Genomic DNA, 25536 nt, shown 5'->3' on the forward strand with positions numbered 1-25536 from the left:
GCGGGGTGGCTAGCGTCGTGACCATGGTCGATCCTGCTTCCTCCCGGCGGTGGCCGGCGTACGCGATGGCGGTGGTGTTCCTCGGTTACGCCGTGGGGAAGGCCGCCTTCGCCGCGCAGTCCCGGCTCGGGTTTCCGGGCGGCCCGCCCGTCTCGGCCGCCGAAGCCGACGCCTACTTCCTGGATCCGGCGGTGGCGCAGTGGTCCGCCGCCGCGACCGGTGTGCTGGGCGCGAGCCTCGCCCTCGCCACGGTCACGCCGCTGGGTCGCCGGGTGCCGCGGGCCGTGATGCTGCCGGCGCTGGCCGGGATGCTGCTCGCCGTCGGCGGCGGCGCCGTGATCATGATCCTGGACGGGTTCGTCGGTCTCGGTGTCGGCTGGCGGTGGTACCACGGCGTCCTCGGGCTCGTCGTGATCGGGCTGCTGCTGGCGACGATCCGCTCCTACGAGACGGCGACGAGGCGACGTGTCGCGGGCTGACCGGGGGATCCTCGCGGCGTACGGGGCGGCGGCGGGCGCGGCGGCGTACGGATCGATGAAGCTCGCGCAGGCGCTCGGCGCCAACGCCCTCGCCGACAAGGACCCGCTGCCTCCGCAGCTACGCGAGCGGCTGTTGGCCCGTGATCCGCTGTTCGTGGCGAGCCACTGGGTGCTGGGCGGGGCCGCGGTGGTCGGCGTCGTCGTCGCGCTGGCCGCCGTACGCCCGTGGGGTGCGCTCGTGCCGCGTCGGCTGCTGCTGGCGGTCGCGTGGGTGTTGGGGATCTTCATGATCGCCCGGGCGGTCGGGGCGCTGGGGTTCGGTTTCGTCGGCGACGGGCTGCTGCTGGCCGGGGTCCGCCCGCCGCCGGTCGAACAGGCCGCCCTGGCCCGCGACCTGGCGCGCTGGGACCTGCTGCTCTGGTCGCCGTTCTTCCTGCTGTGGGGGATCTGCTGGACGGCGACGGGATGGGCGCTGGCGGCCCGCGTTCCGGCTCGGGACCGACCCGAGCCGGGCCCGGCGGACCGGTTCCGGCGGGACGGGCGGCCGGGAGCGGTCAGAGTTCGCCGCTGACGAACCAGCCGTTGTGGTCGGTGCGGCGCATCGGGTAGGAGCGGGCGTCGGCGAGGTCGAGGTCGCCGGTGGCGATGACGTGCTGGACGTTGCCGTTGCCGACGTGGTGGTAGCCCGCGGGGACGCAGTCCCGCACGTCCGGCGAGCCGCCGGCGGTGAGGTTCAGGTCGCCGGCGACGAGCACCGGTGCCGACGACCCCGTGGCCGCCCGCATCGCGGGTATCTCCACCCGCAGCAGGTGCTGGCACTGCCGGATCGCCACCGCTGCCGAGGCGAAGGTCAGGTGGGTGGTGCAGGCGTGGTAGCGGTCGGCCGCCGCCACGCAGAGCCAGACCCGCAACTCGTCCGGGCCGTCGGCCTGCTGTGGGTAGAGCCCGTTGAACACCGAGACGCCACCCCGGGCCGCCGGGTCGACCCGGCCGAGGATCCCGATGCCGTACGGCTCGCCGTTACGGCACCGGTAGGACCGTGCGGGTACGACCCGCTCGGCCGCCGGCTGGAACGCCCAGAACACCGGGTCGCCCGGGAACGCGCGGACCATCGCCGGGTGCAGGCCGCTCACCACGTCGTCCCGGCAGACCTCGTTGAGGGTCACCACCTGTGGACGCAGCGCGGTGATCGCCGCGAACGCCTCGGCCACCGCCCGGCCGTTGTTGACCTGGCCGTAGCAGGCCGCGAAACCGCTGTTGCAGAGGTTGAGCTGCAACACCGCGAACGGCGTGCCGGGCCGCCGCGCCACCGGCTCGTCCCGGGTACGGCCGGTCGAGCCGCCGGTCAGGCCACCCAGCTCTGCGCAGGGGCCCGACGCCGGACAGAACGCGCGTACCTCGGACGCCGGCCGCCCGGCCGGGGCGCCGGGCCGGACGTCCGCGTCCCCGGCAAGCGCCGCCACCAGCAGCAGACCGGGCACCGCCAGGGCTCGGCGGAGGTGCCCCCGGCGGCCGCCGGGCGGCGGGGCCGTGACCCGAGGTGTGCCGTGGGGCCGCGTCATGGCCGCCACGTCAGCGTGCCCGGCTCGGCCCCGACGGCTGTCGTCTCCCGGCGCATCGGGCTAGCCGGACGACGGTCGTGGGGGACGGCCTCCGGGCAGCACGAGGTCCAGTTCGAGCCAGCCGGCCAGCTCCCGGATCTCGGCGTGCACCGCGGCGGCGGTGGCCCGGTCGAAGGGTTCGTCCTCGTGGATCGCGTCGACCCGGAGCACGCCGGCCGTGCGGTCGGCGGTCGCGTCGAGCTTGCCGACCAGGCGGTCGCCGGACAGGATCGGCAGCGCGTAGTAGCCCCAGCGCCGCCTGGCCACCGGCTTGTACATCTCCAGCTGGTAGTCGAAGCCGAACAGCTCGGTCGTGCGCCTGCGGTCGTGGATCAGCCGGTCGAAGGGGGAGAGCAGCGCCACCCGCCCCGAGAACGGCTGGGCCAGGTACGACGGGTCCACCCGCCACAGCCCGGCGACGCCCTCGACCACGGCCGGCTCCCCGGCCACTCCCACGTCCACCGGCTCCACCGGGCACTCCGGCCCCTGCGCGCGGGCGATGCCGAGCGCGCGTAGCCGTCGTCGGTCGCGGATGCGGCGCGCCTCGTCGGCCGGGACGACGGGGTCGGCCGGGTAGACCCGGGTGGCGAGGTCCCACAGCCGCTCCCGGCCCCGGCGCCCGGCGGTCGCCACCTCGCCACGCCGCACCATGAACTCCAGCAGCTGGGTGACGTTGCGGTGGTTGGTCCAGCCGGTGGACGTCCACGGCACCGCGCAGGTGTCGGGGATCTCGCGGGAGGTCAGCGGCCCCTGGGTGGCGAGGCGCTCGAGGATGTCGCGCCGGCAGGCGTCGTTGGCGCGTACCCAGTCGCGGGTGTCCTGCTGCCAGTCGCGCAGCCCCCCGCGCCCGGGCCAGTCGGCCATCTCGGCGCGGTAGAGCGCCAGGTCCTCGCTGGGCCGGATCATCGCGCGGAGTTCGAGCAGGACCCGGTCGGCGAGGGCGGCCGCCAACCGCGCCGGCGAGTACGACGGCCCGAGCCGGCTGAACGCCACGAGGTCGGCGCTCGGCGCGACGGCGGCGGTCGGGTCGATCTGGAGCAGGGTGAGGTGCCGCACCACGTCGAGCAGGTCGGTCGGCCGGGAAGCGTCCAACAGCTGCGCCCGTACGGCGATGCGGCGCGCGTCGGTGCGGGACAGCTCATGGACGGTCACGGATCGAGGCTAGGGGACCGGTACGACGCAAGGCCACGCCGGCGACCGGGTCGGCGACCAGTTGCTGGGACGAGGGCTTGTCCCGGCCCGGCGCGGCTCCTATTCTCCACCTAACCAGTGGGAAATATCGGGATGCTGGGCTCCGCCCCGCCGGCCCGCCCCGCGTGGGTGCGCGACCGGGCACCGCCGCCCGACCGCCCGACGACCGATCGACCGACGAACCTGAACCCCCTCACCCGGACTGGTGGTTGACATGCGAAAACTCATCCTGCTCGCGCTCGTCGGCCTGGGCGCCCAACTCGTCGACGGCAGTCTCGGCATGGCGTACGGGGTCACCTCGACGACGCTGCTGCTGGCCATCGGCACGAACCCGGCCGCCGCGTCGGCCACCGTGCACCTGGCCGAGATCGGCACCACCCTGGTCTCCGGGGCCGCGCACTGGCGGTTCGGCAACGTCGACTGGAAGGTGGTCTGGAAGATCGGCATACCGGGCGCCGTCGGCGCGTTCGCGGGCGCCACGTTCCTGTCCAGCCTGTCGACCGAGACCGCCGCGCCGCTGATGTCGCTGATCCTGCTGGCGCTCGGCCTCTACATCCTGGTCCGGTTCACCGCTGTCGGCCTGCCCAAGGGCAACCTCGGCAAGCCGCTGCGCAAGCGCTTCCTCTCCCCGCTCGGGGTGGTGGCCGGGTTCGTCGACTCCACCGGTGGCGGCGGTTGGGGTCCGGTCGGCACGCCGGCCATCCTGGCCAGCGGCCGGCTGGAGCCGCGCAAGACGATCGGCTCGATCGACACCAGCGAGTTCCTCGTCGCCGTCGCCGCGAGCATCGGCTTCATCGTCGGCATCGGCTCGGAGGGCGTGAACTTCGCCTGGGTGGCCGCCCTGCTCCTCGGCGGCATCATCGCCGCGCCGATCGCCGCCTGGCTGGTGCGGCACATCCCGCCGCGGGTGCTCGGCTCGGCCGTCGGCGGCATCATCATCCTGACCAACACCCGCACCCTGCTGCGCAGCGACTGGATCGACGCCCCCGACAGCGTCCGCTACCCGGTCTACGCGGCCATCTACGTCGTCTGGGCGGCCGCCCTCGCCTACTCCGTGCGCCGGTACCTGGCCAACCGCGAGGAGGAACGGCGCATCATCGCCGAGGCCGAGGCGGCCGCGACCGCCACCACCGAACCGGACGACAAACCCGTGGCCCCAGCCCTCTGACCCCAACCATCGGCCCCGCCCTCCCGGGCGGGGCCGACCGCTGCCCGCTGCCCGCCGGCATCGCGTCGATCATGAAGTTGTCGACGGCGACGTCGGCGTGTCGGGTCGACAACCTCATGATCGACGGAGGGTCGGGGCGGGGCCGGTGGAGTCGCGTACCACCAGGGAGTGGCCGGTGGAGCGGCGGCGGGGGCGGGCCGCGCGGGGCTTGAGGGCGAGGCCCAGCGCCATCCGGCCCATGTCGGTCATCGGCAGCCGGATGGTGGTGAGGCTGGGCGCCAGGTCGGCGGCCACCGAGACGTCGTCGAAGCCGACCACCGACATCCGTTCGGGCACCGGGACCCGGTGCGCGCGCAGCGTGGACAGCACGCCGATGGCCATCGCGTCGTTGAGCGCGATGATCGCGGTGGTCTCGGGGTGCTCGCGCAGGATCTGTTCGGCGGCCGCCCGGCCACCGTCGCGGGTGAAGTCGCAGTGGACCACGGGCAGGTCGTCGAGGGTGAGCCCGTGCCGGCCGAGCGCGGCGGAGACGCCGGCGAGGCGGTCGGCGACGGTGGTCAGCGCGGCGGTGCCGGCGGCGACGGCGATCCGCCGGTGGCCGAGTTCCAGCAGGTGCTCGGCGAGCGCGCGGCCGCCGGCCTCGTTCTCCGGCAGCACGGCGTCCACGCCGAGGGCGTGCCGGCCGATGACGGCGACCCGGCCGCCGCCGCGCTGGAACTCCGACAGCTCGGCGCGCGCCGCCGCCTCGATCCGGGGATCGTTGTAGCCGGAGCCGGCGATCAGGATGATGCCGACCCGCTGGGCGATCAGGTGCCGCAGCTGTTGCAGCTCGTTGTCGGGGTCGCGGCCGGAGTGGCAGATCTGCACGAGCAGCCCCTCCTCGGCGGCGACCTGGATGACGCCGCCGGCGATCTCCGAGAAGTACGGGTCGTCGACCTGGTGCACCACCAGGCCCACCGTGGAGCTGGCGCCGCCGGCCAGGGTGCGGGCGTACGGGTTGGCGACGTAACCCAGTTCGCGGGAGACCTGCCGGACGTGCCGGGCGACCTCCTCGCTGACGCCCTCGCGCCCGGAGAGCGCGCGGGACGCGGTGGCCAGCGAGACGCCGGCGCGTTCGGCGACGTCCACGAGGCGCAGCCTCGGGCCAGGTTTGGGCATCCGCAACTCCCCGGAAACAACAACCCATCGACGGTATTGCCAGTGGCGCAGGACACAGCTTAGGCTACGAAAGCGCTTTCGTAAGCGCTTCCGTCCCGGGCAAAGGAGCGTTGCGGGATGACGAACCGATACAGGCGAATCCGATGGCTGACGGCTCTCGGCGCGACGATGACGCTCGCGTTGACGGCCTGCGGTGGTGACGGCGGCGGGGACTCCGCCGGAAGCGACGATCCGATCGTGGTCGGCATCTCCCTCCCGCTCACCGGAGACTTCTCCGAGCCGGGCAAGGGCGTGCAGCGCGGGTACGAGGCCTGGGCGAAGATCACGAACGACAAGGGCGGTCTGCTCGGCCGCAAGGTCGAGTTGAAGATCCTCGACGACCAGTCCAACGCCGACCGGGTGGTCGCCGACTACGAGCAGCTCATCGGCTCCGACCAGGTCGACCTCGTGGTGGGGCCGTTCTCCACCCGCCTGGTGGTGCCCGCGGCCCGGGTGGCCGAGGAGTACGGCATGCTCTTCGTCGAGCCGGCCGGCGCCGCGAAGGAGGTCTTCGAGCAGGGCTTCAAGAACCTGTTCTACGCGGCCCCGGCGGTGGCCAACGACCACTACAACCACCTGGCCGAGTACCTGCTGGCGCTGCCGGCCGACCAGCGGCCGAAGACCGCGGCGTACGCGGCCATGGACGACCCGTTCGCGCAGGGCACGGCGTACGGGCTCAAGGAGAAGCTGGAGGCGGCCGGCATCCGGACCGTCGTCGACGAGGTCTACCCACCGAACACCACCGACTTCGGCAGCATCGCCGCGAAGATCGCGGCCTCGCGGGCCGACATCGTGGTGGGCGGCTCGCAGTACCAGGACGGCGTGAACCTGATCGTCGCCCTCCAGCAGTTGAAGTACCAGCCGAAGCTGGCCGCGTTCTCCACCGCACCGACGAACCCGGAGTTCGCGGCGGCCATCGGCAACAAGACCGAGGGCATCCTCTCGCCCACCGGCTACACCCAGAAGGCGCCGTACCCCAGCAACAAGGAGTTCGTCGAGAAGTACACCGCGCAGTTCGGCACGCCGCCCGAGGAGGACGAGGCCAACGCGTACACGACCGGCCAGGTCGTCGCGGCGGCGGTGACCGCGGTGGGCTGCGCCGAGCAGGGCGAGTGCCAGAAGAAGCTGGTCGAGTGGGTGCGCGGCAACACCGTCGAGACGGTCGTCGGCCCGCTCTCCTGGGACGAGACCGGCAAGCCGAAGGGCGCCCACATGATCCAGCAGTGGGTGGGCGGCGAGATCCAGATCGTGCTCCCGGCCGACGCCAAGGAGACCGACCTGGTCTACCCGAAGCCGGCCTGGTAGGCGCGGCGATGCCCTCCGGTGCGCTGCTCTTCCAGAGCGTCATCCTGGGTCTGCTGCTGGGCGGGCTCTACGCCCTCCTGGCGGCCGGCCTGACCCTCTACTTCGGCATCATGCGGGTGGTGATGATCGCCCACTCGGCGTTCCTCATCCTGGCCGCGTACCTGGCCTGGTGGTCGCACACCCGGCTGGGGGTGGACCCGCTGCTGTCGATGGTGGTCACCGTGCCGCTCTTCTTCGGCGCCGGCGTGCTGCTGCAACGGCTGCTGCTGGCCCGGCTGCGCGCGGCGACGCTGACCATGATGTCGGTGCTGCTGACCTTCGCCATCGCGGTCACCATCGAGGGGCTGCTCGGCTACGCCTTCACCGGCACCCAGCGGCGCATCCAGCTCGGCTACGGCTCGGCCAGCTTCGGCCTCTTCGGCGCCCGGATCGCGGTGGTGAAGCTGATCGCGTTCGGCCTCGCCGCCGTCGCGCTGCTCACGCTCTACCTGCTGATGAAGAAGACCACCTTCGGCTGGGCGCTGCGCGCCACCATCCAGCACCGCGACGCGGCCCGGCTGGTCGGCATCGAGACCGAGAAGGTGGCCGGGTACGGCTTCGGCATCGGCCTGGCCACCGCCGCCGTCGGCGGCACCGCCCTCGCCCTGGACACCACCATCTACCCGTCGCTGCACTGGCACTGGATCGGTCCGCTGATGGCCATCATCGTGGTCGGCGGCCTCGGCAGCGTGCCGGGCGCCGCGATGGCCGCCATGGTGCTCGGGATGGCGCAGAGCCTGTTGCAGATCCCGCTCGGCACCACCTGGGCGCAGACGATCTTCTACCTCGCCCTGTTCGCCACGCTGGCGTTCCGGCCACAGGGATTCTTCGGAGGTCGCCTTGCCCAGCACTTCTGACCCGACCGTCACCCCGGCCACCACCGGGCCCGACCCGGCCCCCACCTCGCCGGAGGCGACCACCACCGCCCCGAAGCCGCCCACCGCCGCCGCCGAGCCGGCCGCCGCCCGACCGGGGCCGGCCACCGCGGCGGGGCCGCACCCGGCCGCCACCGGGAGGCCGGAGTCGGGCGCCGCGCCGGACGGCGGCACCACGACACCGGCCACGACCAGGGTGCTCGCCCGCGGGCGGGTCGGCTGGATCGTGCGGGCGGTCGCGCTGGTGGCGCTCGCCGCCGCGGTGCTGTCCTTCCCGTCGCTGGCGCCCAACCCGTACATCCTGTCCGCGGGCGTGGTGGTGCTGAACTACGCGGTGCTCTCCACGTCGTGGAACTTCGTGGGCGGGTTCACCGGCTACATCTCGCTCGGCCACGGCGCGCTGGCCGGCCTCGGCGGCTACGGCACCGCGCTGCTGGTCACCAAGGCCGGGCTGCCCAGCTTCGTGGCGCTGGCCGTGGCGGCGCTGCTGGTGGCCGTGCTGGCGGTGCCGATCGGCTACGCGGCGCTGCGGGTACGCGGCGCCTCGTTCGTCATCGTCTCCATCGCCCTGGTGCTGATCCTGCTGCTGGTCTTCCAGAGCTGGGCCTCGCTCACCGGCGGCTCGCGGGGCCTGGTGGTGCCGCGACCGTTCCCCGGGCTGCTGCGCCCGGAGCACCACCGGGTGTTCTACTTCCTCTTCGCCGGGCTGCTCGGGCTCGCGCTGCTGGCCTGGTGGCTGATCGACCGCTCGCGGTTCGGCCTCGGGCTCAAGGCGATCCGGGAGGACGAGGACAAGGCCGAGGCGCTCGGCACGCCGACGTTCGCGTACAAGCTCGTGGTGTTCGTCGTCTCGGCCGGGTTCACCGCGCTGGCCGGCGGGCTCTACGCGCTCTGGTTCGGCGACCTCGACCCGGTCTTCCAGTTCTCCATCCTGACCGGCTCCTACCTGGTGCTGATGGCGCTGCTCGGCGGGGTCCGGCACCTGTTCGGCCCGCTGGTCGGGGCCCTGGTGGTCGGCATCGCGCTGGAGTACTTCAAGGTCGAGTTCGGCAACACGCCGCTGCACCTGGTCGCCACCGGCGTGCTGCTCGCGCTCGTCGTGCTGTTCATGCCCGACGGCGTGCTGCCGGCGATCGGCGCGCTGGCCAACCGGCTGTTCGGGACGACACAGAGTTCCATCCGCGAGGTCACCGCCGCCCAACTGCGCGAGGAGCGTACGGCGGGGGCGCGGGTCGACGCCGTCGCGGTCCCCGGCGGCGCGCAACCGACGAAGGAGCGGCCATGAGTGGGCGAGACGTCAGACGACGCGGCGCGGTGGTGCCGCCAGGCGGCACGCGGCGATGCGGAGTGCCGGGATGAGCGAGCCGCGCAGTCTGGCGACCGAGGGGCTGACCAAGGCGTTCGGCGGCGTGGTCGCGCTCGACGGTGCCACGGTGACGTTCCGGCACGGCCAGGTCAACGCCCTGATCGGGCCGAACGGGTCGGGCAAGACGACGTTCTTCAACTGCGTCACCGGGATGATCCGGCCGGACGCCGGGCGGACGACGTACCGCGGGCAGGAGATCACCCGGCGGTCGCCGCACGCCATCGCCCGCGCCGGCATCGGCCGCACCTTCCAGCTGTGCCGGGTGTTCCCCCGGATGTCGGCCCTGGACAACGTGCTCGCGGCGGTCCGCCCGCACGGGCTGGCCGGGTCGCTGCGCGGCGCGCACACCCGGGCGGAGGTGGACCGGGCCCGGGCGTGGCTCACCCGGCTGGGCATCGAGCACCTCGCCGGGTCCGAGGCGCGCACCATGTCCTGGGGGCAGCAGAAGCTGCTGGAACTCGCCGGGGTGCTGATGAGCGACCCGGAGACCGTGCTGCTCGACGAGCCGGCCGGCGGGGTCAACCCGGCGCTGCTGGACCGGATCGGCTCCCTGGTGCGCGAGCTCAACGCCGAGGGGCGGACCTTCGTCATCGTCGAGCACAACATGGACCTGGTGATGAGCGTCAGCGACCACATCGTGGTGTTCGACCGTGGTCGCCCGATCGCCGAGGGTCCGCCGTCGCTGATCCGCTCCGACGAACGCGTCCTGGGGGCCTACCTTGGCGTCTGAAATCGAACTCGTCGACGTCCACGCCGGCTACGGGCGCGCGGCGCCGGTGCTGCGCGGCCTCACCGTCTCGGTGCCCGCCGGCACGATCGTCTGCCTGGTCGGCCCGAACGGAGCCGGCAAGTCCACCGTGCTGAAGGTGGCCAGCGGCCTGCTCAGGCCGCGCTCGGGGCGGATCCTGGTGGGCGGGGAGGACGTCACCGGCCAGGGCCCGCAACGGATGCTCGCCGCCGGGGTGGCACACGTCCTGCAGGGGCACAGCGTCTTCCGCGAGATGACAGTGGCGGAGAACGTGCTGCTCGGCGGCTACACGCTGCGGAACAAGGCGCTGATCGCCGAGCGGACCGAGTTCGTCCGGGAGCTGTTCCCGGTGGTCGCGCAGCGCTGGACCGCACTGGCCGGGCTGCTCTCCGGAGGCCAGCAGAAGCAGGTGGAGTTCGCCCGCTCGCTGATGGTCGACCCGAAGGTGGTGCTGCTCGACGAGCCCTCGATGGGGCTGGACCCGAAGGCGACCAGCACGGTGTTCGAGCAGGTGGTGCGGATGCGCGACGCCGGCACCGCGGTGCTGCTGGTGGAGCAGAACGCCCGGCGGGCGTTGGAGACCGCCGACCTGGGCTGCGTCCTCGACCTCGGCCGGGTGCACATCTCCGGACCGGCGGCGCAACTGCTCGCCGACCCCCAGCTCGGCGAGCTGTACCTCGGCGGGCGGCCCGCCGAACCGGCGGTCACGCCCAAGCGCTGACCCGACCCCGACTGTCCACCGAGCCCGCGACTCCCGAGGCGACCCCGCGACGAACGGCACGACGAGATGACCCGGCGCGACACGTAAGCGCTTACGGAAGCGGTTACGTGCCACGCGGACCCGAGGAGAGGTGTACGCGATGACCCGAACCAGACGCGCCGCCGCCGTCACCGCCGCCCTGCTGGCGGCCGGTGTCCTGGCCGGCGCCGCCACCGCGCCGGCCCAGGCGGACCGGAACCGTCCCCGCGACGTCCACCCCACCCTGCGCGAGCACCTGGTCGCCTACTACGACTTCGACCACCCGGTGCCGGGCGACGTGGCGCTGGAGCGCGACCAGGGCCGCTCCGGCACCGAGATCGAACTGGTCAACGGCGGCGCCGCCATGCGGGTGCCGGACCGCGCCTACCCGGGCAGCGGCAGGGCGTTGCAGACCCGGCAGGTCGACCCTGACCGGGCCGGCAACGACGACTGGAAGGCCGGCATCTTCTCGGCCAGCGGCGTACGTACGCTGCGCCCGTTCAGCGCCGTCGCCGGCACCACCGTGATGGGCTGGTTCAAGCTGGAGATGGACGCCCCGCTGCCCAACTCCACCACCCCGAACCCGGACGACCGGTTCAACGCCATCGGCCTGGCCGGCGTGCTGACCGGCGACTCCGACGGCCACGGCGTCCGGGCGCTGCTGGAGCTCATCGACGTCAACGGCGAACTGCGGCTGGTCGCCCTCGGCCGGCGGCTCGACGGCGGCAACTCGCAGACCTTCGCCGCGAACGCGGACTGGCGCACCCTGCTGCCGAAGGGGGAGTGGGTGCACCTGGCCGCCACCTTCGACTTCGGCACCGGAACGATGGCGCTCTACCGCAACGGCCGGCCGCTGGACGGCTTCTACACCCGCACCGACGACCCGTGGCTGGTGTCCGGGCCCGGCCCGCACGTGACCACCGCCTCCGACCCGCGGGGCATCAAGATCGGCGGGAGCTTCCCGCAGGACAACCTGGAACGCAACCCGTGCGACTGCCGCATGGACGCCCTGATGTTCCTCGACACCGCGGTCTCCGCCCGCGACGTCGAGAAGCAGTACCGCTACCTGGCCCGCTGACCACCCTCGGCACGACCCCACCGAGAAGGAGACCCGCGTGCACAGTATCGGCAGCATCCGCAGATCCGCGCTGGCGGCCGGGCTCACGGCCGCCGCCCTGGTCCTGTCCACCCTGGTCGCCGCGCCCGCCCGGGCCGCCGACCCGATCGACGATCCGGTCATCGAGATGCCCACCCAGTCCCGGCTCGGCCTGGTGCTCACCGAGTACGCCAGCTTCCCGCAGTCCGTCCCCACCCCCGCGCCGACCGACCAGCGGCTCATGCGCACCGCCCGGATCAACACCATCATGGAGCTGCCCGACGGCTCCGGCCGCCGGGCGGTGCCCGACCTCAACGGCAAGCTCTACCTGGTCGAGGACGGCGTGCCGCACGTCTACCTGGACGTCGCGGCGACCTTCGCCCCGCGGTTCTTCTCCGGCCGCGGGCTCGGCCAGGGCTTCGGCTACGTGGCCTTCCACCCCGAGTTCGGCAGCAACGGCCGGTTCTACACCATCCACACCGAACAGGCGTCGGCCACCACCGAGGTCCCCGACTACGTGCAGTCCAGCACACTGTTCCACGGGGTGATCACCGAGTGGACGGCGAGCGACCCGGCCGCCGACACCTTCGCCGGCAGCCGGCGGGAGATCCTGCGGATCGGGTTCGGCGGCCAGATCCACGGCGTCCAGGAGATCAACTTCAACCCGACGGCGAAGCGCCACGACAGCGACTACGGGCTGCTGTACCTGGCCGTCGGCGACGGTGGCCTCGGGGTGCGCAACAGCGACCCGCAGAACCTTTCCATGCCGCACGGCAAGCTGCTGCGCATCGACCCGCGCGGCACCAACTCCGCCAACGGGCAGTACGGCATCCCGGCCACCAACCCGTTCGTCGGCCGGGCCGGCGCGCTCGGCGAGATCTACGCGGTCGGCTTCCGCGACCCGCACCGGTTCAGCTGGGACCGGGCCACCGGCCGGATGTACCTGGGGCACATCGGCGAGCACGCCGTCGAGGCGATCTACGAGGTGCGTGCCGGCGACAACTTCGGCTGGAGCGAGCGGGAGGGCGCGTACGTCTTCGACAAGACGGCCAGCAACCCCTGCGACAAGCTGCTGCCGCTGCCCGCCGACGACGCCAGCTACGGCTACACCTACCCGGTCGCCGCGTACGACCACGACCCGGCGCCGGGCTGGAACTGCACCTCCGACGTCGGGGTCGCGGTGGCCGGCGGCTTCGTCTACCGGGGTAAGGAGCTGCCCGCGCTGCGCGGCAAGTACGTCTTCGGCGACCTGGTCGACGGCCGGGTGCTCTACACCGAGGCGAACCGGATGCGCCGGGGTGCGGGCCTCGCCCCGATCCACCGGCTCGCGCTCTTCGACGCCGCCGGCAACCCGGTGCGCATGCAGGACCTCTCCGGCCCCGGCGCGCCGGGTGACCCCAACCGGGTCGACCTGCGCTTCGGCACCGACGCCGCGGGCGAGCTCTACATCCTGGCCAAGGCCAACGGCAAGGTCTGGAAGGTCACCGGCACCCGGGTCTTCGCCGCCGGCGACGTCGGCGACACCCGGCTGCGCAGGACCGCCGGCGCGCCCAACTGGGCGCCGGTCACCCCGGCCAAGTGGCGGTTCACCAGGGACGAGGTGATCCTCGCCGAGGCCGGGGTGAGCCGGCCCGGCCCGCGCCGGCCCTTCGAGTACGCGGTGCTGACCGCCGGGCCGGCCTGGTCGTCGGTCGAGGTCGAGGCGCGGGTACGGCTGGACACGCCGGTGGAGGTCACCAACCGGGACGTCATCATCGTCTTCGGCTGGCGGTCGGACACCGAGTTCTACTACGCCCACCTCTCCACCGACCACACGATCTACCCGCACAACGGCATCTTCAAGGTCAACAACGCCGACCGGGAACGCATCGACCACCAGTGGAACGGCCGGTCCCGCGGCGCCAACCCGGCGATTACCGATGCCGACTGGCACAAGGTGCGGGTGAAGCACCTGCCGGCCACCGGGGAGATCGCCGTCTACGTCGACGGGCGCAAGGACCCGCTGATGACCGCGAAGGACACCACCTTCGGCTCCGGCCGGGTCGGCTTCGGCTCCTTCGACAACGTCGGCCGGCTGCGTCACCTCACGGTGACCGGCACGCCGGCCTGACCCGCGCCGGTGGGGTGCGGCGGCGACGTGGCCGCCGTACCCCGCCGGGGCACCCCGAGACGCGGCACCCGGTCGGGTGCGCGAGAACCCCGCTTACCTGGAGGGCGAGGCGATGACGGCACGTATCCCGATAGGGATCGTCATGAACGGCGTGACCGGGCGGATGGGCTACCGGCAGCACCTGGTCCGGTCCCTGCTGGCGATCCGCGAGCAGGGCGGCGTCCCGCTGCGCGGCGGCGGGCGGCTGTGGCCGGAACTCGTGCTGGTCGGCCGCAACGAGGCCAAGCTGCGGGACGTCGCGGACCGGCACGGGCTGACCGACTGGACCACCGACCTCGCCGCGGCGCTGGCCCGCCCGGACACCGCGATCTACTTCGACGCCCAGGTGACCAGCGAGCGGGAGAAGGCCATCGGCCTGGCCATCGAGGCCGGCAAGCACATCTACACCGAGAAGCCGCTGGCCACCACCCTGCACGGCGCCGTCGAGCTGGCCCGGGCCGCCGACGCGGCCGGGGTGCGGCACGGCGTGGTGCAGGACAAGCTCTTCCTGCCCGGCCTGCGCAAGCTCGACCGGCTGGTGCGCGGCGGGTTCTTCGGCCGGATCCTGTCGGTGCGCGGCGAGTTCGGTTACTGGGTCTTCGAGGGCGACTGGCAGGCCGCGCAGCGCCCGAGCTGGAACTACCGGGCCGCCGACGGCGGCGGCATCGTGGTCGACATGTTCCCGCACTGGCACTACGTGCTGGAGCAGGTCTTCGGGCCGGTGCGGGCGGTCACCGCGCACGTCACCACGCACATCCCGCGCCGCTGGGACGAGGACGGCGAGCCCTACGACGCCACCGCCGACGACGCCGCGTACGCCATCTTCGAACTCGACGGCGGCATCGTCGCGCAGATCAACTCGTCCTGGGCGGTCCGGGTCAACCGGGACGAGCTGGTCGAGTTCCAGGTCGACGGCACGGAGGGCAGCGCCGTGGCCGGGCTGCGCCGCTGCCGGGTGCAGCACCGGGCCAGCACCCCGAAGCCGGTGTGGAACCCCGACCTGCCGTCCACCGACGACTTCCGGTCGCAGTGGCAGGAGGTGCCGGACAACGAGGTGTACGACAACGGGTTCAAGACGCAGTGGGAGATGTTCCTGCGGCACGTCGCCGAGGACGCCCCGTACAGCTGGGACCTGTGGTCCGGCGCGCGCGGCGTGCAACTGGCCGAGCTGGGCCTGCTGTCCGCGCGGGAGGGCCGGCGCGTGGAGATCCCGGAGCTGGCGGCATGAGCGAGCGGAGCGAGCGGATCATCGGGCTCGGTGCGGTGGTGCCTCATGGCGGCACGGAGCGAAGCGGAGTGCCGGCATGAGCAACACGGTTCGGCTGCCCGACGGGGCGTACACGCTCTCCGGGGCGGGCGGCGAGCACGCCACCCCGGGCGCGCCGTTCACCAGCCGGGTGGCGTACGCGGCCGCGCACGTGGTCGCCGACCCGCGGGCCGAGAACGTGCCGGGCGCGCCGGCGGCCGTCGACTGGGACGCGACGCTGGCGTTCCGCCGGCACCTGTGGTCGTACGGGTTCGGGGTGGCCGAGGCGATGGACACCGCCCAGCGGGGGATGGGGCTGGACTACCCGACCGCGCGGGAGCTGGTGCGGCGCTCGGCGGCGGCGGCCCGGGCCGAGGGCGGCGCGATCTGCGCCGGTGTCGCCACCGACCAGCTGCCGGCCGGCCCGGCCACTCTGGACGAGATCCGCGAGGCGTACGCCGAACAGCTCGCCGACGTGCAGGAGGCCGGCGCCCGGCCGGTGCTGATGTGCAGCCGGCACCTGGCCGCCGCGGCCCGCTCCGCGGAGGAGTACCTCGACGTCTACGGCCGGCTGATCGACGACGCGGACGGGCCCGTCGTGCTGCACTGGCTGGGGCCGGCGTTCGACCCGGCGCTGGCCGGCTACTGGGGTGACGCCGACCCGGCGCGGGCCGCGGAGACCGTGCTGGCGCTGGTCGCCGGCCACCCCGGCAAGGTCGACGGGATCAAGCTGTCGCTGCTCGACGAGGCGTTCGAGGTGGCGCTGCGCCGGCGCCTGCCGGCCGGGGTGCGGCTCTACACCGGCGACGACTTCAACTACCCGGCGCTGATCCGGGGCGACGCGCGGGGCCACTCCGACGCGCTGCTCGGCGTGCTGGCGGCCATCGCCCCGCCGGCGGCCGCCGCGCTGCGCGCCCTCGACAACGGTGACCTGGCCGGGTACGACCGGCTGCTGGCGCCGACGCTGCCGCTGGCGCGGCACCTGTTCGGCGCACCGACCTTCTACTACAAGACCGGCATCGTGTTCCTGGCCTGGCTGGCCGGCCACCAGGACCACTTCACCATGGTCGGCGGCCTCCAGTCGGGCCGGTCGCCGGCGCACCTGGGCCGGCTGCTGCGGCTCGCCGACGCCGCCGGCCTGCTGCCCGACGCCGACCTGGCCGCCCACCGCGCGCGGGCGTTCCTGACCACGGCGGGGGTGGCGCAGTGAAGCGGTTCGCGCTGAACTCGGCCACCACCCGCCGGTGGCCGCTGCCGGACCTGGTCGCCGGCTGCGTGGACGCCGGCGTGGGCAACGTCGGGCTGTGGCGCGAGGACCTGTCCGCGTACGGGGTCGAGGCGGCCGCCGCCCTGGTCCGGGACGCCGGCCTCACCGTCACCTCGCTGTGCCGCGGTGGCTTCTTCGACGCGCCGGGCTGGTTCGACGAGAACCGGCGGGCGATCGACGAGGCGGCCGGCGTCGGCGCGCCGGTGCTGGTGCTGGTCTCCGGCGGGCTGCCGGCCGGCAGCCGGGACCTCGACGCCGCCCGGGCGCACGTCGGCGAGGCGGTCGGCGCGCTGGTGCCGCACGCGCTGGCCGCGGGCGTACGGCTCGCGGTCGAGCCGCTGCACCCGATGTTCTGCTCCGACCGGTGCGTGGTCGCCAGCCTCGGCCAGGCGCTGGACCTGGCCGAGCCGTACCCGCCGGAGGCGGTGGGCGTGGTGGTGGACACGTACCACCTGTGGTGGGACGACCAGGTGTGGGCGCAGATCGCCCGGGCCGGGCGGGCGGAGCGGATCGCCTGCTTCCAGGTCGCCGACTGGGTCACGCCGCTGCCGGCCGGCGTGCTGCTCGGCCGGGGCCTGCCCGGGGCGGGCTGCGTCGAGCTGCGGCGCTTCCGCGAGGCGGTGGACGCCGCCGGCTACACCGGCCCGATCGAGGTGGAGGTCTTCGCCGAGGAGGTCTGGTCCCGGCCCGGCCGGGCGGTGCTGGACGAGGCGATCGCCCGGTACCGGGAGCACGTCGCCTGAGCGGGGCGGGCGGGCCGTCCGGCCCGCCCGTGGTGTCGCTGCCGGGGGATCCCGGACCGTCCCACGTCGACCTCGCGCCGCGGCGGGCCGGTCACCGGGCGACGTGGCGTACCCGATGCGTCAGGCCGGCAGGAGGCGGTCGCCGGCGGCGGCCGGCGGTTCGCTCGTCCGGGCAGGCGGACGACGCCGGGGCGTGCCCGGGGCGGTGCCGAGTTCGGCACGGAGGGTGGCGCGGGCCAGATCGCTCGGAGTGATCACGCCCACCACCCGGCGGTGGTCGTCGAGCACCACCACCCGCCCGCGGCACGCCGGGTCCCGGGCGTCGATCCGGGCCGCCAGCGCGGACAGCGGCTCACCGGGGGCGGCGGTGACCGCCTCGTCGGCGGGCGTGGCGATGTCGCCGAGCCGGGTCCACCAGCGCCGGTCGGCCGGGACGGCGCGGATGTCGTTGAGGGTGACCAGGCCGGTGAAGCGCCCGTCCAGGTCGACCAGGGGATAGGTGGAGAAGGGCCGGCACAGCACGGTGTGCTCCACGAACGCGGCGAGCCACGCCGACGGTACGGCGGTGACCGGATCGGGGGTCATGACGTCGTCGACGCGCAGACCGCCGAACTGGTCGGGGTCGGCCCGGCGCGACCGGGCGCCGCGCAGGCCGGCGACGGCGCCGAGAGGTGACCGTGAACGCATGGCGAGCAACTCCTTCCGGTCCGGCCGGCCCGGGGTGGTGACCGCCGGCCACCACCCCGGGCGCTGCTGCGATGGGTCGCCGATCCGCACCGGCGGGCGCGTCAGGCGGTGGACGTCTCCGCCTGACGGCTGTGGTCGGCCGCGGCGTCGGCGCCCTCGATCTGCCGGACCGGCGCCGCCGACCGGACGGCGATCTTCCGGGGCTGCTCCATCGGCCGGGTCACGTCCCTGACCCGGATGGCCAGCACCCCGTTGTCGTACTGCGCCTCGACCCGGTCGGCGTCGACCCCGTCGGGCAGCTGGAAGCTGCGCCGGAAGGTGCCGTAGCGCAGCTCCCGAACCAGGAGCCGGCCACGTTGCTGGTCCAGGGTGTCCCGGCGCTCACCCGAGACCGTCAGCCGGCCCGGGACGACCTCGATGTCGACGTCGTCCGGGTGCACCCCCGGCAGCTCCATGCTGATGACCACGTCCGAACCGTCGGTGGCCATGTCGACGCCCGGCACGTAGTGCTGCGTCCGGGTGCCGAAGCTCTGCCGGATCAGCTCATCGAACGTGCTGTCCAGCCGGGCCAGCGCCGTGAACGGATCCCAGCTCATCAGTGCCATGTGAACATCACCTCCGATGTGACTCGTCCCGCCGGTCGGCGGGACATCCGACCCATCACCCGGCCTCCGGCCGCGGCCTCACATGTCGAGGTCGCCCGCGCCGGCGGCCGGCGTCTTCTTCTCCTGCTGCGGCCGCTCCGCCACGACCGCCTCGGTGGTGAGGAACAGCGCCGCGATCGACGACGCGTTCTGCAGCGCCGAGCGGGTCACCTTGGCCGGGTCGATGATGCCCGCGGCCAGCAGGTCGACGTACTCGCCGGTCGCGGCGTCCAGGCCGTGCCCGTCCGGCAGCGTCTTGACCTTCTCCGCGACGACGCCGCCCTCCAGGCCGGCGTTGCGGGCGATCTGCCGCAGCGGCGCCTCCAGCGCCGACCGCACGATCTGCGCCCCGGTCGCCTCGTCGCCGGTCAGGTCCAGCTTGTCGAAGGCGGTCTTGCCGGCCTGCACCAGCGCGACACCACCACCCGGGACGATGCCCTCCTCGACGGCGGCCTTCGCGTTGCGCACGGCGTCCTCGATGCGGTGCTTGCGCTCCTTCAGCTCGACCTCGGTGGCCGCGCCGACCTTGATCACCGCGACGCCACCGGCCAGCTTGGCCAGCCGCTCCTGCAGCTTCTCCCGGTCGTAGTCGGAGTCGCTCTTGTCGATCTCGGCCCGGATCTGGTTCACCCGGCCCTGGATCTGCTCGGCGTCACCGGCACCGTCGACGATCGTGGTCTCGTCCTTGGTCACCACGACCTTGCGGGCCCGGCCCAGCATGTCCAGGGTGACGTTCTCCAGCTTCACCCCGATGGTCTCGCTGACCACCTGGCCGCCGGTGAGCACCGCCATGTCGGCGAGCATGGCCTTGCGGCGGTCACCGAAGCCCGGCGCCTTCACCGCCACCGACGAGAAGGTGCCCCGCACCCGGTTGACCACCAGCGTGGCCAGCGCTTCGCCCTCGACGTCCTCGGCGATCACCAGCAGCGGCTTGCCCGCCTGCATGACCTTCTCCAGCAGGGGGAGCAGGTCCTTCACCGCCGAGATCTTCGAGTCGGCGATGAGGACGTACGGGTCGTCCAGCACCGCCTCCATCCGCTCCGGGTCGGTCATGAAGTACGGCGAGATGTAGCCCTTGTCGAAGCGCATGCCCTCGGTGAGCTCCAGCTCCAGGCCGAAGGTGTTGCTCTCCTCGACGGTGATGACGCCTTCCTTGCCGACCTTGTCCATCGCCTCGGCGATCACCCGGCCCACCGCCGCGTCGCCGCCGGCGGAGATCGTCGCCGTCGAGGCGATCTGGTCGCGGGTCTCCACCTCCTTCGCCTGCTGCAACAGGTTCTCCGTCACCTGCGCCACGGCGGCCTCGATGCCCCGCTTCAGGGCCATCGGGTTGGCGCCGGCGGCCACGTTGCGCAGGCCCTCACGAACCAGGGCCTGGGCCAGGACGGTCGCCGTCGTCGTGCCGTCACCGGCCACGTCGTCGGTCTTCTTCGCGACCTCCTTGACCAGCTCGGCGCCGATCTTCTCGTACGGGTCCTCGAGCTCGATCTCCTTGGCGATGCTCACCCCATCGTTGGTGATGGTGGGGGCACCCCACTTCTTCTCGAGCACGACGTTGCGGCCCTTGGGGCCGAGGGTCACCTTCACGGCGTCGGCGAGCTGGTTCATGCCCCGCTCGAGGCCGCGGCGCGCCTCTTCGTCGAACGCGATCATCTTTGCTGCCATTACTTGCCCTCCGCACACACCGGTCCGGCGGTCAGGCGGCGCCCGCGACGGCAACCCCGGCCGGCGCGCACCGCGCACGGCAGGGCCCACCGCCCGTCCCCGGTACCGTTAGCACTCACAGGGTTGGACTGCTAATCCCGGATATAGCACCAACACCACCGGCTCGGCAACCCGATCCGGGGATCAGACCCGATCCACCGCGTCGGGCCCGGGCGGCTGCCGGAACGCCAGGGCCACCGTGAGGTCGAGGACGCTGGCCGGGTCGGTGAGCCGGTCGCCGTACAGCTCGCGCAGCTTGCCCATCCGGTAGCGGACGGTCTGCGGGTGGACGAAGAGGTCGGCCGCCACGTCGTCGCGCCGGCCGTGGTGCAGCAGCCAGGAGCGCAGCGTCTCGGCGAGCCGGTCGGCGGTGGCCGGTGGCAGCCCGGCCAGCGGCGCCAGCGCCCGGGCCCGCAGGTCGGCCAGCGCCTGCGGGTCGGTACCGAGCAGCAGCTCGGCCAGGTGCTGCTCGGTGTCCAGCGCGGCGCCGTCCGCCGGGTGGTCGATGCCGAGCGCGTGTGCCCGCACGGCCCGCTGGTAGGCGTACGCCGCCCGGGTCCAGGGGCGGGCCGGGCCGAGCACGGCCCGCCGGCCGTGCAGCACCCGGGCGAGCTGGCGCCGCCGGTCGCCGTGCGCGTCCGGGACGAGCAGCACGGCGAGCTCCGCGTCCGGCTCCGCCGTGGGCAGGTCCTCCGCGCTCTCCAGGGTGTGCTCGTCGAGCAGCGCCAGCGCCGAGCGCAGGTTGGCCCGCGGCAGCAGGACGACGGTGAGGGTCTGCGGCGGCGGCCAGTCGGCCCGTTCGGCGCTGCGCAGCAGCACCTCCTCCGGCTCGCCGGTGAGCAACTGCTGGGTCAGCCGTTCCAGGTTGCGCCGCCGGGCCCGCCCGGCGCTGGCCAGCTCGTCGGAGTGGCCGGCGACGCTCGCGGCGGAGAGCTCGTCGATGTAGGCGAACATCAGCTCGGCGAACTCGGCGACGGTCGCCGCGGCGAGCCCGCCCTCGACGGTGGTGGCGGCCATCTCCCGCCAGGAGACCCGGGCGCCCACCCGGTAGGCGGCCAGCAGCGCGTCCATGCTCCGCCCGGAGCGCGCCTCGCCGCTGCCCAGCGCGTACGCGGCCTCCAGCGCGGGGACCAGCGGGGTGCTCGGATCGGCCGTCCGGGGCCGCTCGATCAGCTGGAGGAAGGTGCCGAGCGCGATCTGCACCGCGTTGGCGATCTTGGCGCGCATCTGGCCGGTGAGGGCGCCGGAGTAGCTGGGCACCTCGGCGGTGATCGCGGAGACCGTACGCTCGGCGAGCAGCGGCAGCCGGTCGCGCAGCGCGTCGGCCACCCGCTCGTCGAGCTCCAGCCGGGCCGCGCGGTGCGTCGCCCCGGTACCCTCCGTCACGAGTTGTTCCCTCCGCACAAGAATGCGGGACCGCTTCACCCGCCTGGGCCAAGATTTTATGCCAGGGCGCCGCGACCATCGAGGTATGACCACGACAGTCCCCGCCTCTCGGGCAAAGCGGTCCGTCCGGGGCGGACTGCTCCGGCTGGCCGCCGCGGTCACCACCCCGCTGCTGCCCGAGGACTACCTCGACCTGGTCGCGCCGCTGCGCTCGGCGGACCTGCGCGGCCGGATCCTCGCCGTCCGCCCGGAGACCCCGGACGCGGCGACGCTCGTCATCCGGCCGGGCCGTGGCTGGCGCGGGCACACCCCGGGGCAGTACGTGCGGCTCGGCGTCGACGTCGACGGCGTACGCCAGTGGCGGGCCTACTCGGTCACCTCGGCGCCCGGCCGGCGCGCCGACCCGATCACCGTGACGGTCAAGGCGATCCCCGACGGGCTGGTCAGCAACCACCTCGTCCGCCGGCTGCGACCCGGGACGGTCGTGCAGCTCGACCAGGCCCAGGGCGACTTCGTGCTCCCGGAACCGGCCCCGCGGCGGGTCCTCTTCCTCACCGCCGGCAGCGGGATCACCCCGGTGATGGGGATGCTGCGCGCGGGTGCGCTCGCCGGTGCGGACGTGGTCGTGGTGCACTCCGCGCCCACCGCGACCGACGTGATCTTCGGCGCCGAGCTGCGCCGGCTCGCCGCCGACGGGGTGATCCGGTTGGTGGAACGGCACACCGACACCGACGGCCTGCTCGGCGTCGCCGACCTCGACGCCCTGGTGCCCGACCACCTCGACCGAGAGACCTGGGCCTGCGGGCCGGTCGGCCTGCTCGACGCGCTGGAGGAGCACTGGACGTCGCGGGGGTGCGCCGACCGGCTGCACACCGAGCGGTTCCGGCCGACAGTGGTGACCCCCGGCGAGGGCGGGACGCTCACCTTCGCCCGGGCCGCGGTGACCGTCGAGGCCGACGGCGCCACCCCGATCCTGGACGCCGGCGAGCGGGCCGGGGTGCTGATGCCCTCGGGCTGCCGGATGGGCATCTGCTTCGGCTGCGTCGTCCCGCTGCGCCAGGGGGCCGTCCGCGACCTGCGCAACGGCCAGCTCACCACCGCCGTGCCCGGCGACGGCGTGCTCGTGCAGACCTGCGTGTCCGCGGCCGCCGGGCCCTGCGACCTCGACCTCTGATCGGAGCCCCGACATGACTGTGCTGCAGAAGAAGCCCGACAACCCGATCGCGCACCTGACGGCCGAGGACATCGAGACCATCGGCCGGGAACTGGACGCGATCCGCGACCGGGTGGTGGCCAGCCGGGGCGAGCGGGACGCCGCGTACATCCGCCGGGTCATCACCACCCAGCGGCGGCTGGAGCTGGGCAGCCGGGCGGTGCTGTTGTTCTCGCTCTTCCCGCCGGCCTGGGTGGTCGGCACCGCCGGTCTCGCGGTCGCGAAGATCCTGGAGAACATGGAGATCGGGCACAACGTCCTGCACGGCCAGTGGGACTGGATGCGCGACCCGAAGATCCACTCGACCACCTGGGAGTGGGACCACGTCTCGCCGGCGGACCAGTGGAAGCACTCGCACAACGAACTGCACCACCGGTACACCAACGTGGTCGGCAAGGACAACGACCTCGGCTACGGCATCATGCGGGTCGACGAGGACCAGCCGTGGCACCCGATGCACCTCGGCCAGCCGCTGTGGAACTTCCTCAACGCGTGCTTCTTCGAGTACGGCATCGCCGCGTACGACCTGGAGCTGGGCAAGAACCTCCAGCGGGGGCGGCACCGGGACCCGCAGTTCCGGGCCCGGGCCAAGGCGGTCGGGCGCAAGATCCGCCGGCAGGTGCTGAAGGACTACGTGCTGCACCCGCTGCTGTCCGGGCCGTCGTTCCTCAGCACCCTGGCCGCCACCTTCACCGCGAACCTGATCCGTAACCTGTGGAGCCACTCGGTGATCATGTGCGGGCACTTCCCGGAGGGCGTGGAGACCTTCGAGAAGCGCTCCATCGAGGGGGAGACCCGCGGCGAGTGGTACCTGCGGCAGATGCTCGGGTCGGCGAACATCAGCGGCAGCCGGCTGCTGCACCTGATGACCGGGAACCTGTCCTTCCAGATCGAGCACCACCTCTTCCCGGACCTGCCGAGCAACCGCTACCAGGAGATCGCCCCCGAGGTGCGGGCCCTCTTCGACCGGTACGGGCTGCGCTACACCACCGGGTCGCTGCCCCGGCAGGTCTTCTCCGCCTGGAGGAAGGTCTTCCGGCTCTCCCTGCCCAACCGCACCCCGGCCGCCGCGAGCCCGGCCGACCCGAGCCCGGCCGACGACCGGCCGGCGCGGGTCCTCGCGCCGTCCCTGGGCGGCTGATCCGGCACCCGCGGTGCCGTCCGGCGGGCCGACCCCGGCCCGCGGTCGGCTCGCCGGCACCCGGGGAGGGGCGGGCGCCGGCGGAAACCCGGTGGGCGGCGGCGCCCGGGCGACGTACAGTCGGGGGCATGGAGTCCAGGCGCCGACGCATCGCCGCGGCCGCACGAGCTGCCAGCTCGTCGGTCGCCGCCGCCTGATCTCCCGACCCCTTCGCCGGCGACCGGAAACGGTCCGCCGGCTTCTTCGCGCTCCGGGGCAGCCCTTGCCGCGCCAGCGGACCCTTTCCGGTCGTCACGACCCGAAAGGCCACCGCCGTGAACCGCGACCAGATCGTCAGCACCTTCCTCGACTACTACCGCGAGCGCGGACACCTGCCGGTCCCGGACAGCTCGCTCATCCCGCCGCCGGGTGACCCGGTCCTGTTCACCACCTCCGGGATGCACCCGCTGACGCCCTTCCTGGCGGGCCGCCCGCACCCGCTGGGCCGCCGGCTGGTGAACGTCCAGCGCTGCCTGCGCACCACCGACCTGGACGAGGTCGGCGACCGCACCCACCTGACCGTGTTCGAGATGCTCGGCTCGTGGTCGCTCGGCGACTACGACGTCTCGCAGAGCCTGCGCTGGGGCCACCAGCTGCTGCGCGAGGGTTTCGGGGTCGACTCCCACCGGCTGCACGCGACCGTGTTCGGCGGCGACGACCAGCTCGGACCGGACCGGGTCTCGCTGGAGACCTGGGCGGAACTCGGCGTACCGGTGGAGTTGACCCGCGGCGAGGACAACTGGTGGTCCAACGGCCCGACCGGACCCTGCGGGCCGGACTCGGAGATCTTCGTCTGGACCGGGGACGGCCCGCCCAGCGGCACGCCCGGCACCGACGAGCGCTGGATGGAGGTGTGGAACCACGTGCAGATGCGCTACCACCGGCACGACGACGGCCGGCTGGAGCCGCTGCGGCAGCCCAACGTGGACACCGGGATGGGACTGGAGCGGCTGGAGATGGTGCTGGGCGGCACCCGGTCGGTCTTCGAATGCGACGGCCTGCGACCGTGGGTACGCGGCGTCGGCGGCCTGTGGCGGCTGGACGAGGTGCCGCTGCGCCAGGTCTGCGACCACCTCCGCTCCGGCGTGGTCGTCGTCGGCGACGGCGTGCGCCCGTCGAACACCGGCCAGGGATACGTGCTGCGCCGGCTGGTCCGCCGGGTGCTCACCACGCTGTGGCGCGACGACGCGTCCCGCAGCCTCGGCGACCTGCCGACCGAGCCGATCCGGCACACCCTCGACGGGTTCGGGCAGCGTACCGGGGTCGGCGAGGTGCGCGACGTGTTCGGCGACGAGGAGCGCCGGTTCCGGGAGCTGCTGCGGCGGGGCCGGCCGGTGGTCACCCGGCGGCGCTCCCGGGGGCCGCTGACCGGCGAGGACTACCGCTGGCTGCACGACACCCACGGCCTGCCCCGCGACCTGGTCGACCACCTGGTCGGTCAGCTGGGCTGACCCGTCGCGGGCGCGTGCAACCGGATCGGGGGCCGCGCCCATCCCTACGGTGACGGCGGCGG

Annotated in this window: 23 protein-coding genes; 16 read left to right on the forward strand and 7 right to left on the reverse strand. The window is 73.5% G+C overall.

All coding sequences use genetic code 11. From position 1 onward, the window contains the following. Positions 1-23 precede the first annotated feature (23 nt). Together SM577_RS19785 and SM577_RS19790 are read left to right on the forward strand one after the other, a co-directional pair. Entirely contained in the window at positions 24-479 is a 456-nt protein-coding gene (locus tag SM577_RS19785; RefSeq protein ID WP_474587666.1) for a hypothetical protein, read from the forward strand. Further along, on the forward strand, positions 466-1050 hold the full coding sequence (locus SM577_RS19790) for a DUF3995 domain-containing protein (protein WP_474587667.1): 585 nt from the start codon (positions 466-468) through the stop codon (positions 1048-1050). Before SM577_RS19785 ends, SM577_RS19790 begins: the two co-directional genes overlap by 14 nt. Here SM577_RS19790 and SM577_RS19795 read toward each other — a convergent pair. Further along, the gene (locus SM577_RS19795; protein ID WP_474587668.1) at positions 1034-2041 is read right to left on the reverse strand and encodes an endonuclease/exonuclease/phosphatase family protein; all 1008 of its coding nucleotides are present in this window, start codon (positions 2039-2041) and stop codon (positions 1034-1036) included. The genes SM577_RS19790 and SM577_RS19795 overlap by 17 nt on opposite strands. 60 nt (positions 2042-2101) lie before the next feature. Next, positions 2102-3232, reverse strand: a complete 1131-nt coding sequence (locus SM577_RS19800; protein WP_474579702.1) for a DNA glycosylase AlkZ-like family protein — start codon at positions 3230-3232, stop codon at positions 2102-2104. Between the two features lie 253 nt (positions 3233-3485). Between SM577_RS19800 and SM577_RS19805 the strand changes: the two genes are divergently transcribed. Continuing rightward, positions 3486-4439 carry a sulfite exporter TauE/SafE family protein gene (locus SM577_RS19805; RefSeq protein WP_474587669.1) on the forward strand — a complete coding sequence of 318 codons (954 nt, stop codon included), beginning with the start codon at positions 3486-3488 and terminating at the stop codon, positions 4437-4439. 114 nt (positions 4440-4553) lie between these two features. Here the strand turns inward: SM577_RS19805 and SM577_RS19810 are convergent, their stop codons facing one another. Next, on the reverse strand, positions 4554-5597 hold the full coding sequence (locus SM577_RS19810) for a LacI family DNA-binding transcriptional regulator (RefSeq protein WP_302921283.1): 1044 nt from the start codon (positions 5595-5597) through the stop codon (positions 4554-4556). 237 nt (positions 5598-5834) lie between these two features. On the opposite strand from SM577_RS19810, the gene SM577_RS19815 reads away from it, so the two are divergent. The 10 genes from SM577_RS19815 to SM577_RS19860 all read left to right on the forward strand — a co-directional run bounded on the left by SM577_RS19815 (position 5835) and on the right by SM577_RS19860 (position 17209). Continuing rightward, complete coding sequence (locus tag SM577_RS19815; RefSeq protein WP_302921284.1) at positions 5835-6941, forward strand: amino acid ABC transporter substrate-binding protein; 1107 nt, start codon at positions 5835-5837, stop codon at positions 6939-6941. Positions 6942-6949: 8 nt separating this feature from the next. Next, on the forward strand, positions 6950-7837 hold the full coding sequence (locus tag SM577_RS19820) for a branched-chain amino acid ABC transporter permease (RefSeq protein WP_474587670.1): 888 nt from the start codon (positions 6950-6952) through the stop codon (positions 7835-7837). Further along, positions 7821-9140, forward strand: a complete 1320-nt coding sequence (locus SM577_RS19825; protein ID WP_474587671.1) for a branched-chain amino acid ABC transporter permease — start codon at positions 7821-7823, stop codon at positions 9138-9140. Before SM577_RS19820 ends, SM577_RS19825 begins: the two co-directional genes overlap by 17 nt. 70 nt (positions 9141-9210) lie before the next feature. Continuing rightward, positions 9211-9951 (forward strand): ABC transporter ATP-binding protein, encoded by a 741-nt coding sequence (locus SM577_RS19830; RefSeq protein ID WP_474579699.1) that lies wholly within the window; start codon positions 9211-9213, stop codon positions 9949-9951. Beyond that, the gene (locus SM577_RS19835; protein ID WP_302921288.1) at positions 9941-10690 is read left to right on the forward strand and encodes an ABC transporter ATP-binding protein; all 750 of its coding nucleotides are present in this window, start codon (positions 9941-9943) and stop codon (positions 10688-10690) included. The genes SM577_RS19830 and SM577_RS19835 overlap by 11 nt, the downstream gene beginning before the upstream one ends. A 139-nt stretch (positions 10691-10829) precedes the next feature. After that, positions 10830-11786 carry a LamG-like jellyroll fold domain-containing protein gene (locus tag SM577_RS19840; RefSeq protein WP_302921289.1) on the forward strand — a complete coding sequence of 319 codons (957 nt, stop codon included), beginning with the start codon at positions 10830-10832 and terminating at the stop codon, positions 11784-11786. Positions 11787-11823: 37 nt separating this feature from the next. Then, positions 11824-13914, forward strand: coding sequence for a PQQ-dependent sugar dehydrogenase (locus tag SM577_RS19845; RefSeq protein ID WP_474579698.1), 2091 nt, complete (start codon positions 11824-11826; stop codon positions 13912-13914). Between the two features lie 112 nt (positions 13915-14026). Continuing rightward, positions 14027-15181 carry a Gfo/Idh/MocA family protein gene (locus SM577_RS19850; protein ID WP_302921291.1) on the forward strand — a complete coding sequence of 385 codons (1155 nt, stop codon included), beginning with the start codon at positions 14027-14029 and terminating at the stop codon, positions 15179-15181. A gap of 76 nt (positions 15182-15257) precedes the next feature. After that, positions 15258-16409: a DUF993 family protein gene (locus SM577_RS19855; protein WP_474587672.1), complete on the forward strand. Its 1152-nt coding sequence runs from the start codon at positions 15258-15260 to the stop codon at positions 16407-16409. Beyond that, a complete protein-coding gene (locus SM577_RS19860; RefSeq protein WP_474587673.1) occupies positions 16406-17209 on the forward strand; it encodes a sugar phosphate isomerase/epimerase family protein in 804 nt (267 codons plus the stop codon). Before SM577_RS19855 ends, SM577_RS19860 begins: the two co-directional genes overlap by 4 nt. 120 nt (positions 17210-17329) lie before the next feature. Here SM577_RS19860 and SM577_RS19865 read toward each other — a convergent pair whose 3' ends face one another. The 4 genes from SM577_RS19865 to SM577_RS19880 all read right to left on the reverse strand — a co-directional run bounded on the left by SM577_RS19865 (position 17330) and on the right by SM577_RS19880 (position 21630). Next, positions 17330-17896 (reverse strand): CBS domain-containing protein, encoded by a 567-nt coding sequence (locus SM577_RS19865; protein ID WP_302921294.1) that lies wholly within the window; start codon positions 17894-17896, stop codon positions 17330-17332. Positions 17897-17997: 101 nt separating this feature from the next. After that, on the reverse strand, positions 17998-18492 hold the full coding sequence (locus SM577_RS19870) for an Hsp20/alpha crystallin family protein (protein ID WP_474587674.1): 495 nt from the start codon (positions 18490-18492) through the stop codon (positions 17998-18000). Positions 18493-18579: 87 nt separating this feature from the next. Next, a complete protein-coding gene (gene groL, locus SM577_RS19875) occupies positions 18580-20205 on the reverse strand; it encodes a chaperonin GroEL (protein ID WP_474587675.1) in 1626 nt (541 codons plus the stop codon). A 183-nt stretch (positions 20206-20388) separates the two neighbouring features. Further along, positions 20389-21630 (reverse strand): PucR family transcriptional regulator, encoded by a 1242-nt coding sequence (locus SM577_RS19880; protein WP_474579692.1) that lies wholly within the window; start codon positions 21628-21630, stop codon positions 20389-20391. A gap of 85 nt (positions 21631-21715) precedes the next feature. On the opposite strand from SM577_RS19880, the gene SM577_RS19885 reads away from it, so the two are divergent. The 3 genes from SM577_RS19885 to SM577_RS19895 all read left to right on the forward strand — a co-directional run bounded on the left by SM577_RS19885 (position 21716) and on the right by SM577_RS19895 (position 25474). Continuing rightward, positions 21716-22804 carry a ferredoxin reductase gene (locus SM577_RS19885; protein ID WP_302921298.1) on the forward strand — a complete coding sequence of 363 codons (1089 nt, stop codon included), beginning with the start codon at positions 21716-21718 and terminating at the stop codon, positions 22802-22804. A gap of 13 nt (positions 22805-22817) precedes the next feature. Continuing rightward, positions 22818-23984 (forward strand): fatty acid desaturase family protein, encoded by a 1167-nt coding sequence (locus SM577_RS19890; protein ID WP_302921299.1) that lies wholly within the window; start codon positions 22818-22820, stop codon positions 23982-23984. 314 nt (positions 23985-24298) lie between these two features. Next, entirely contained in the window at positions 24299-25474 is a 1176-nt protein-coding gene (locus tag SM577_RS19895; protein ID WP_474587676.1) for an alanine--tRNA ligase-related protein, read from the forward strand. The last annotated feature ends 62 nt before the right edge of the window (positions 25475-25536 follow it).

The sequence above is a fragment of the Micromonospora desertarenae genome (assembly GCF_056150265.1).

Excerpts from the sequence above, each read along its gene's own strand:
- SM577_RS19850 (WP_302921291.1), top strand. The coding sequence starts at position 14,027 with ATGACGGCACGTATCCCGATAGGGATCGTCATGAACGGCGTGACCGGG.
- SM577_RS19830 (WP_474579699.1), top strand. The coding sequence starts at position 9,211 with ATGAGCGAGCCGCGCAGTCTGGCGACCGAGGGGCTGACCAAGGCGTTC.
- SM577_RS19795 (WP_474587668.1), bottom strand. The coding sequence starts at position 2,041 with ATGACGCGGCCCCACGGCACACCTCGGGTCACGGCCCCGCCGCCCGGC.
- groL (WP_474587675.1), bottom strand. The coding sequence starts at position 20,205 with ATGGCAGCAAAGATGATCGCGTTCGACGAAGAGGCGCGCCGCGGCCTC.
- SM577_RS19820 (WP_474587670.1), top strand. The coding sequence starts at position 6,950 with ATGCCCTCCGGTGCGCTGCTCTTCCAGAGCGTCATCCTGGGTCTGCTG.
- SM577_RS19885 (WP_302921298.1), top strand. The coding sequence starts at position 21,716 with ATGACCACGACAGTCCCCGCCTCTCGGGCAAAGCGGTCCGTCCGGGGC.
- SM577_RS19785 (WP_474587666.1), top strand. The coding sequence starts at position 24 with ATGGTCGATCCTGCTTCCTCCCGGCGGTGGCCGGCGTACGCGATGGCG.
- SM577_RS19890 (WP_302921299.1), top strand. The coding sequence starts at position 22,818 with ATGACTGTGCTGCAGAAGAAGCCCGACAACCCGATCGCGCACCTGACG.
- SM577_RS19855 (WP_474587672.1), top strand. The coding sequence starts at position 15,258 with ATGAGCAACACGGTTCGGCTGCCCGACGGGGCGTACACGCTCTCCGGG.
- SM577_RS19810 (WP_302921283.1), bottom strand. The coding sequence starts at position 5,597 with ATGCCCAAACCTGGCCCGAGGCTGCGCCTCGTGGACGTCGCCGAACGC.
- SM577_RS19805 (WP_474587669.1), top strand. The coding sequence starts at position 3,486 with ATGCGAAAACTCATCCTGCTCGCGCTCGTCGGCCTGGGCGCCCAACTC.
- SM577_RS19865 (WP_302921294.1), bottom strand. The coding sequence starts at position 17,896 with ATGCGTTCACGGTCACCTCTCGGCGCCGTCGCCGGCCTGCGCGGCGCC.
- SM577_RS19870 (WP_474587674.1), bottom strand. The coding sequence starts at position 18,492 with ATGAGCTGGGATCCGTTCACGGCGCTGGCCCGGCTGGACAGCACGTTC.
- SM577_RS19840 (WP_302921289.1), top strand. The coding sequence starts at position 10,830 with ATGACCCGAACCAGACGCGCCGCCGCCGTCACCGCCGCCCTGCTGGCG.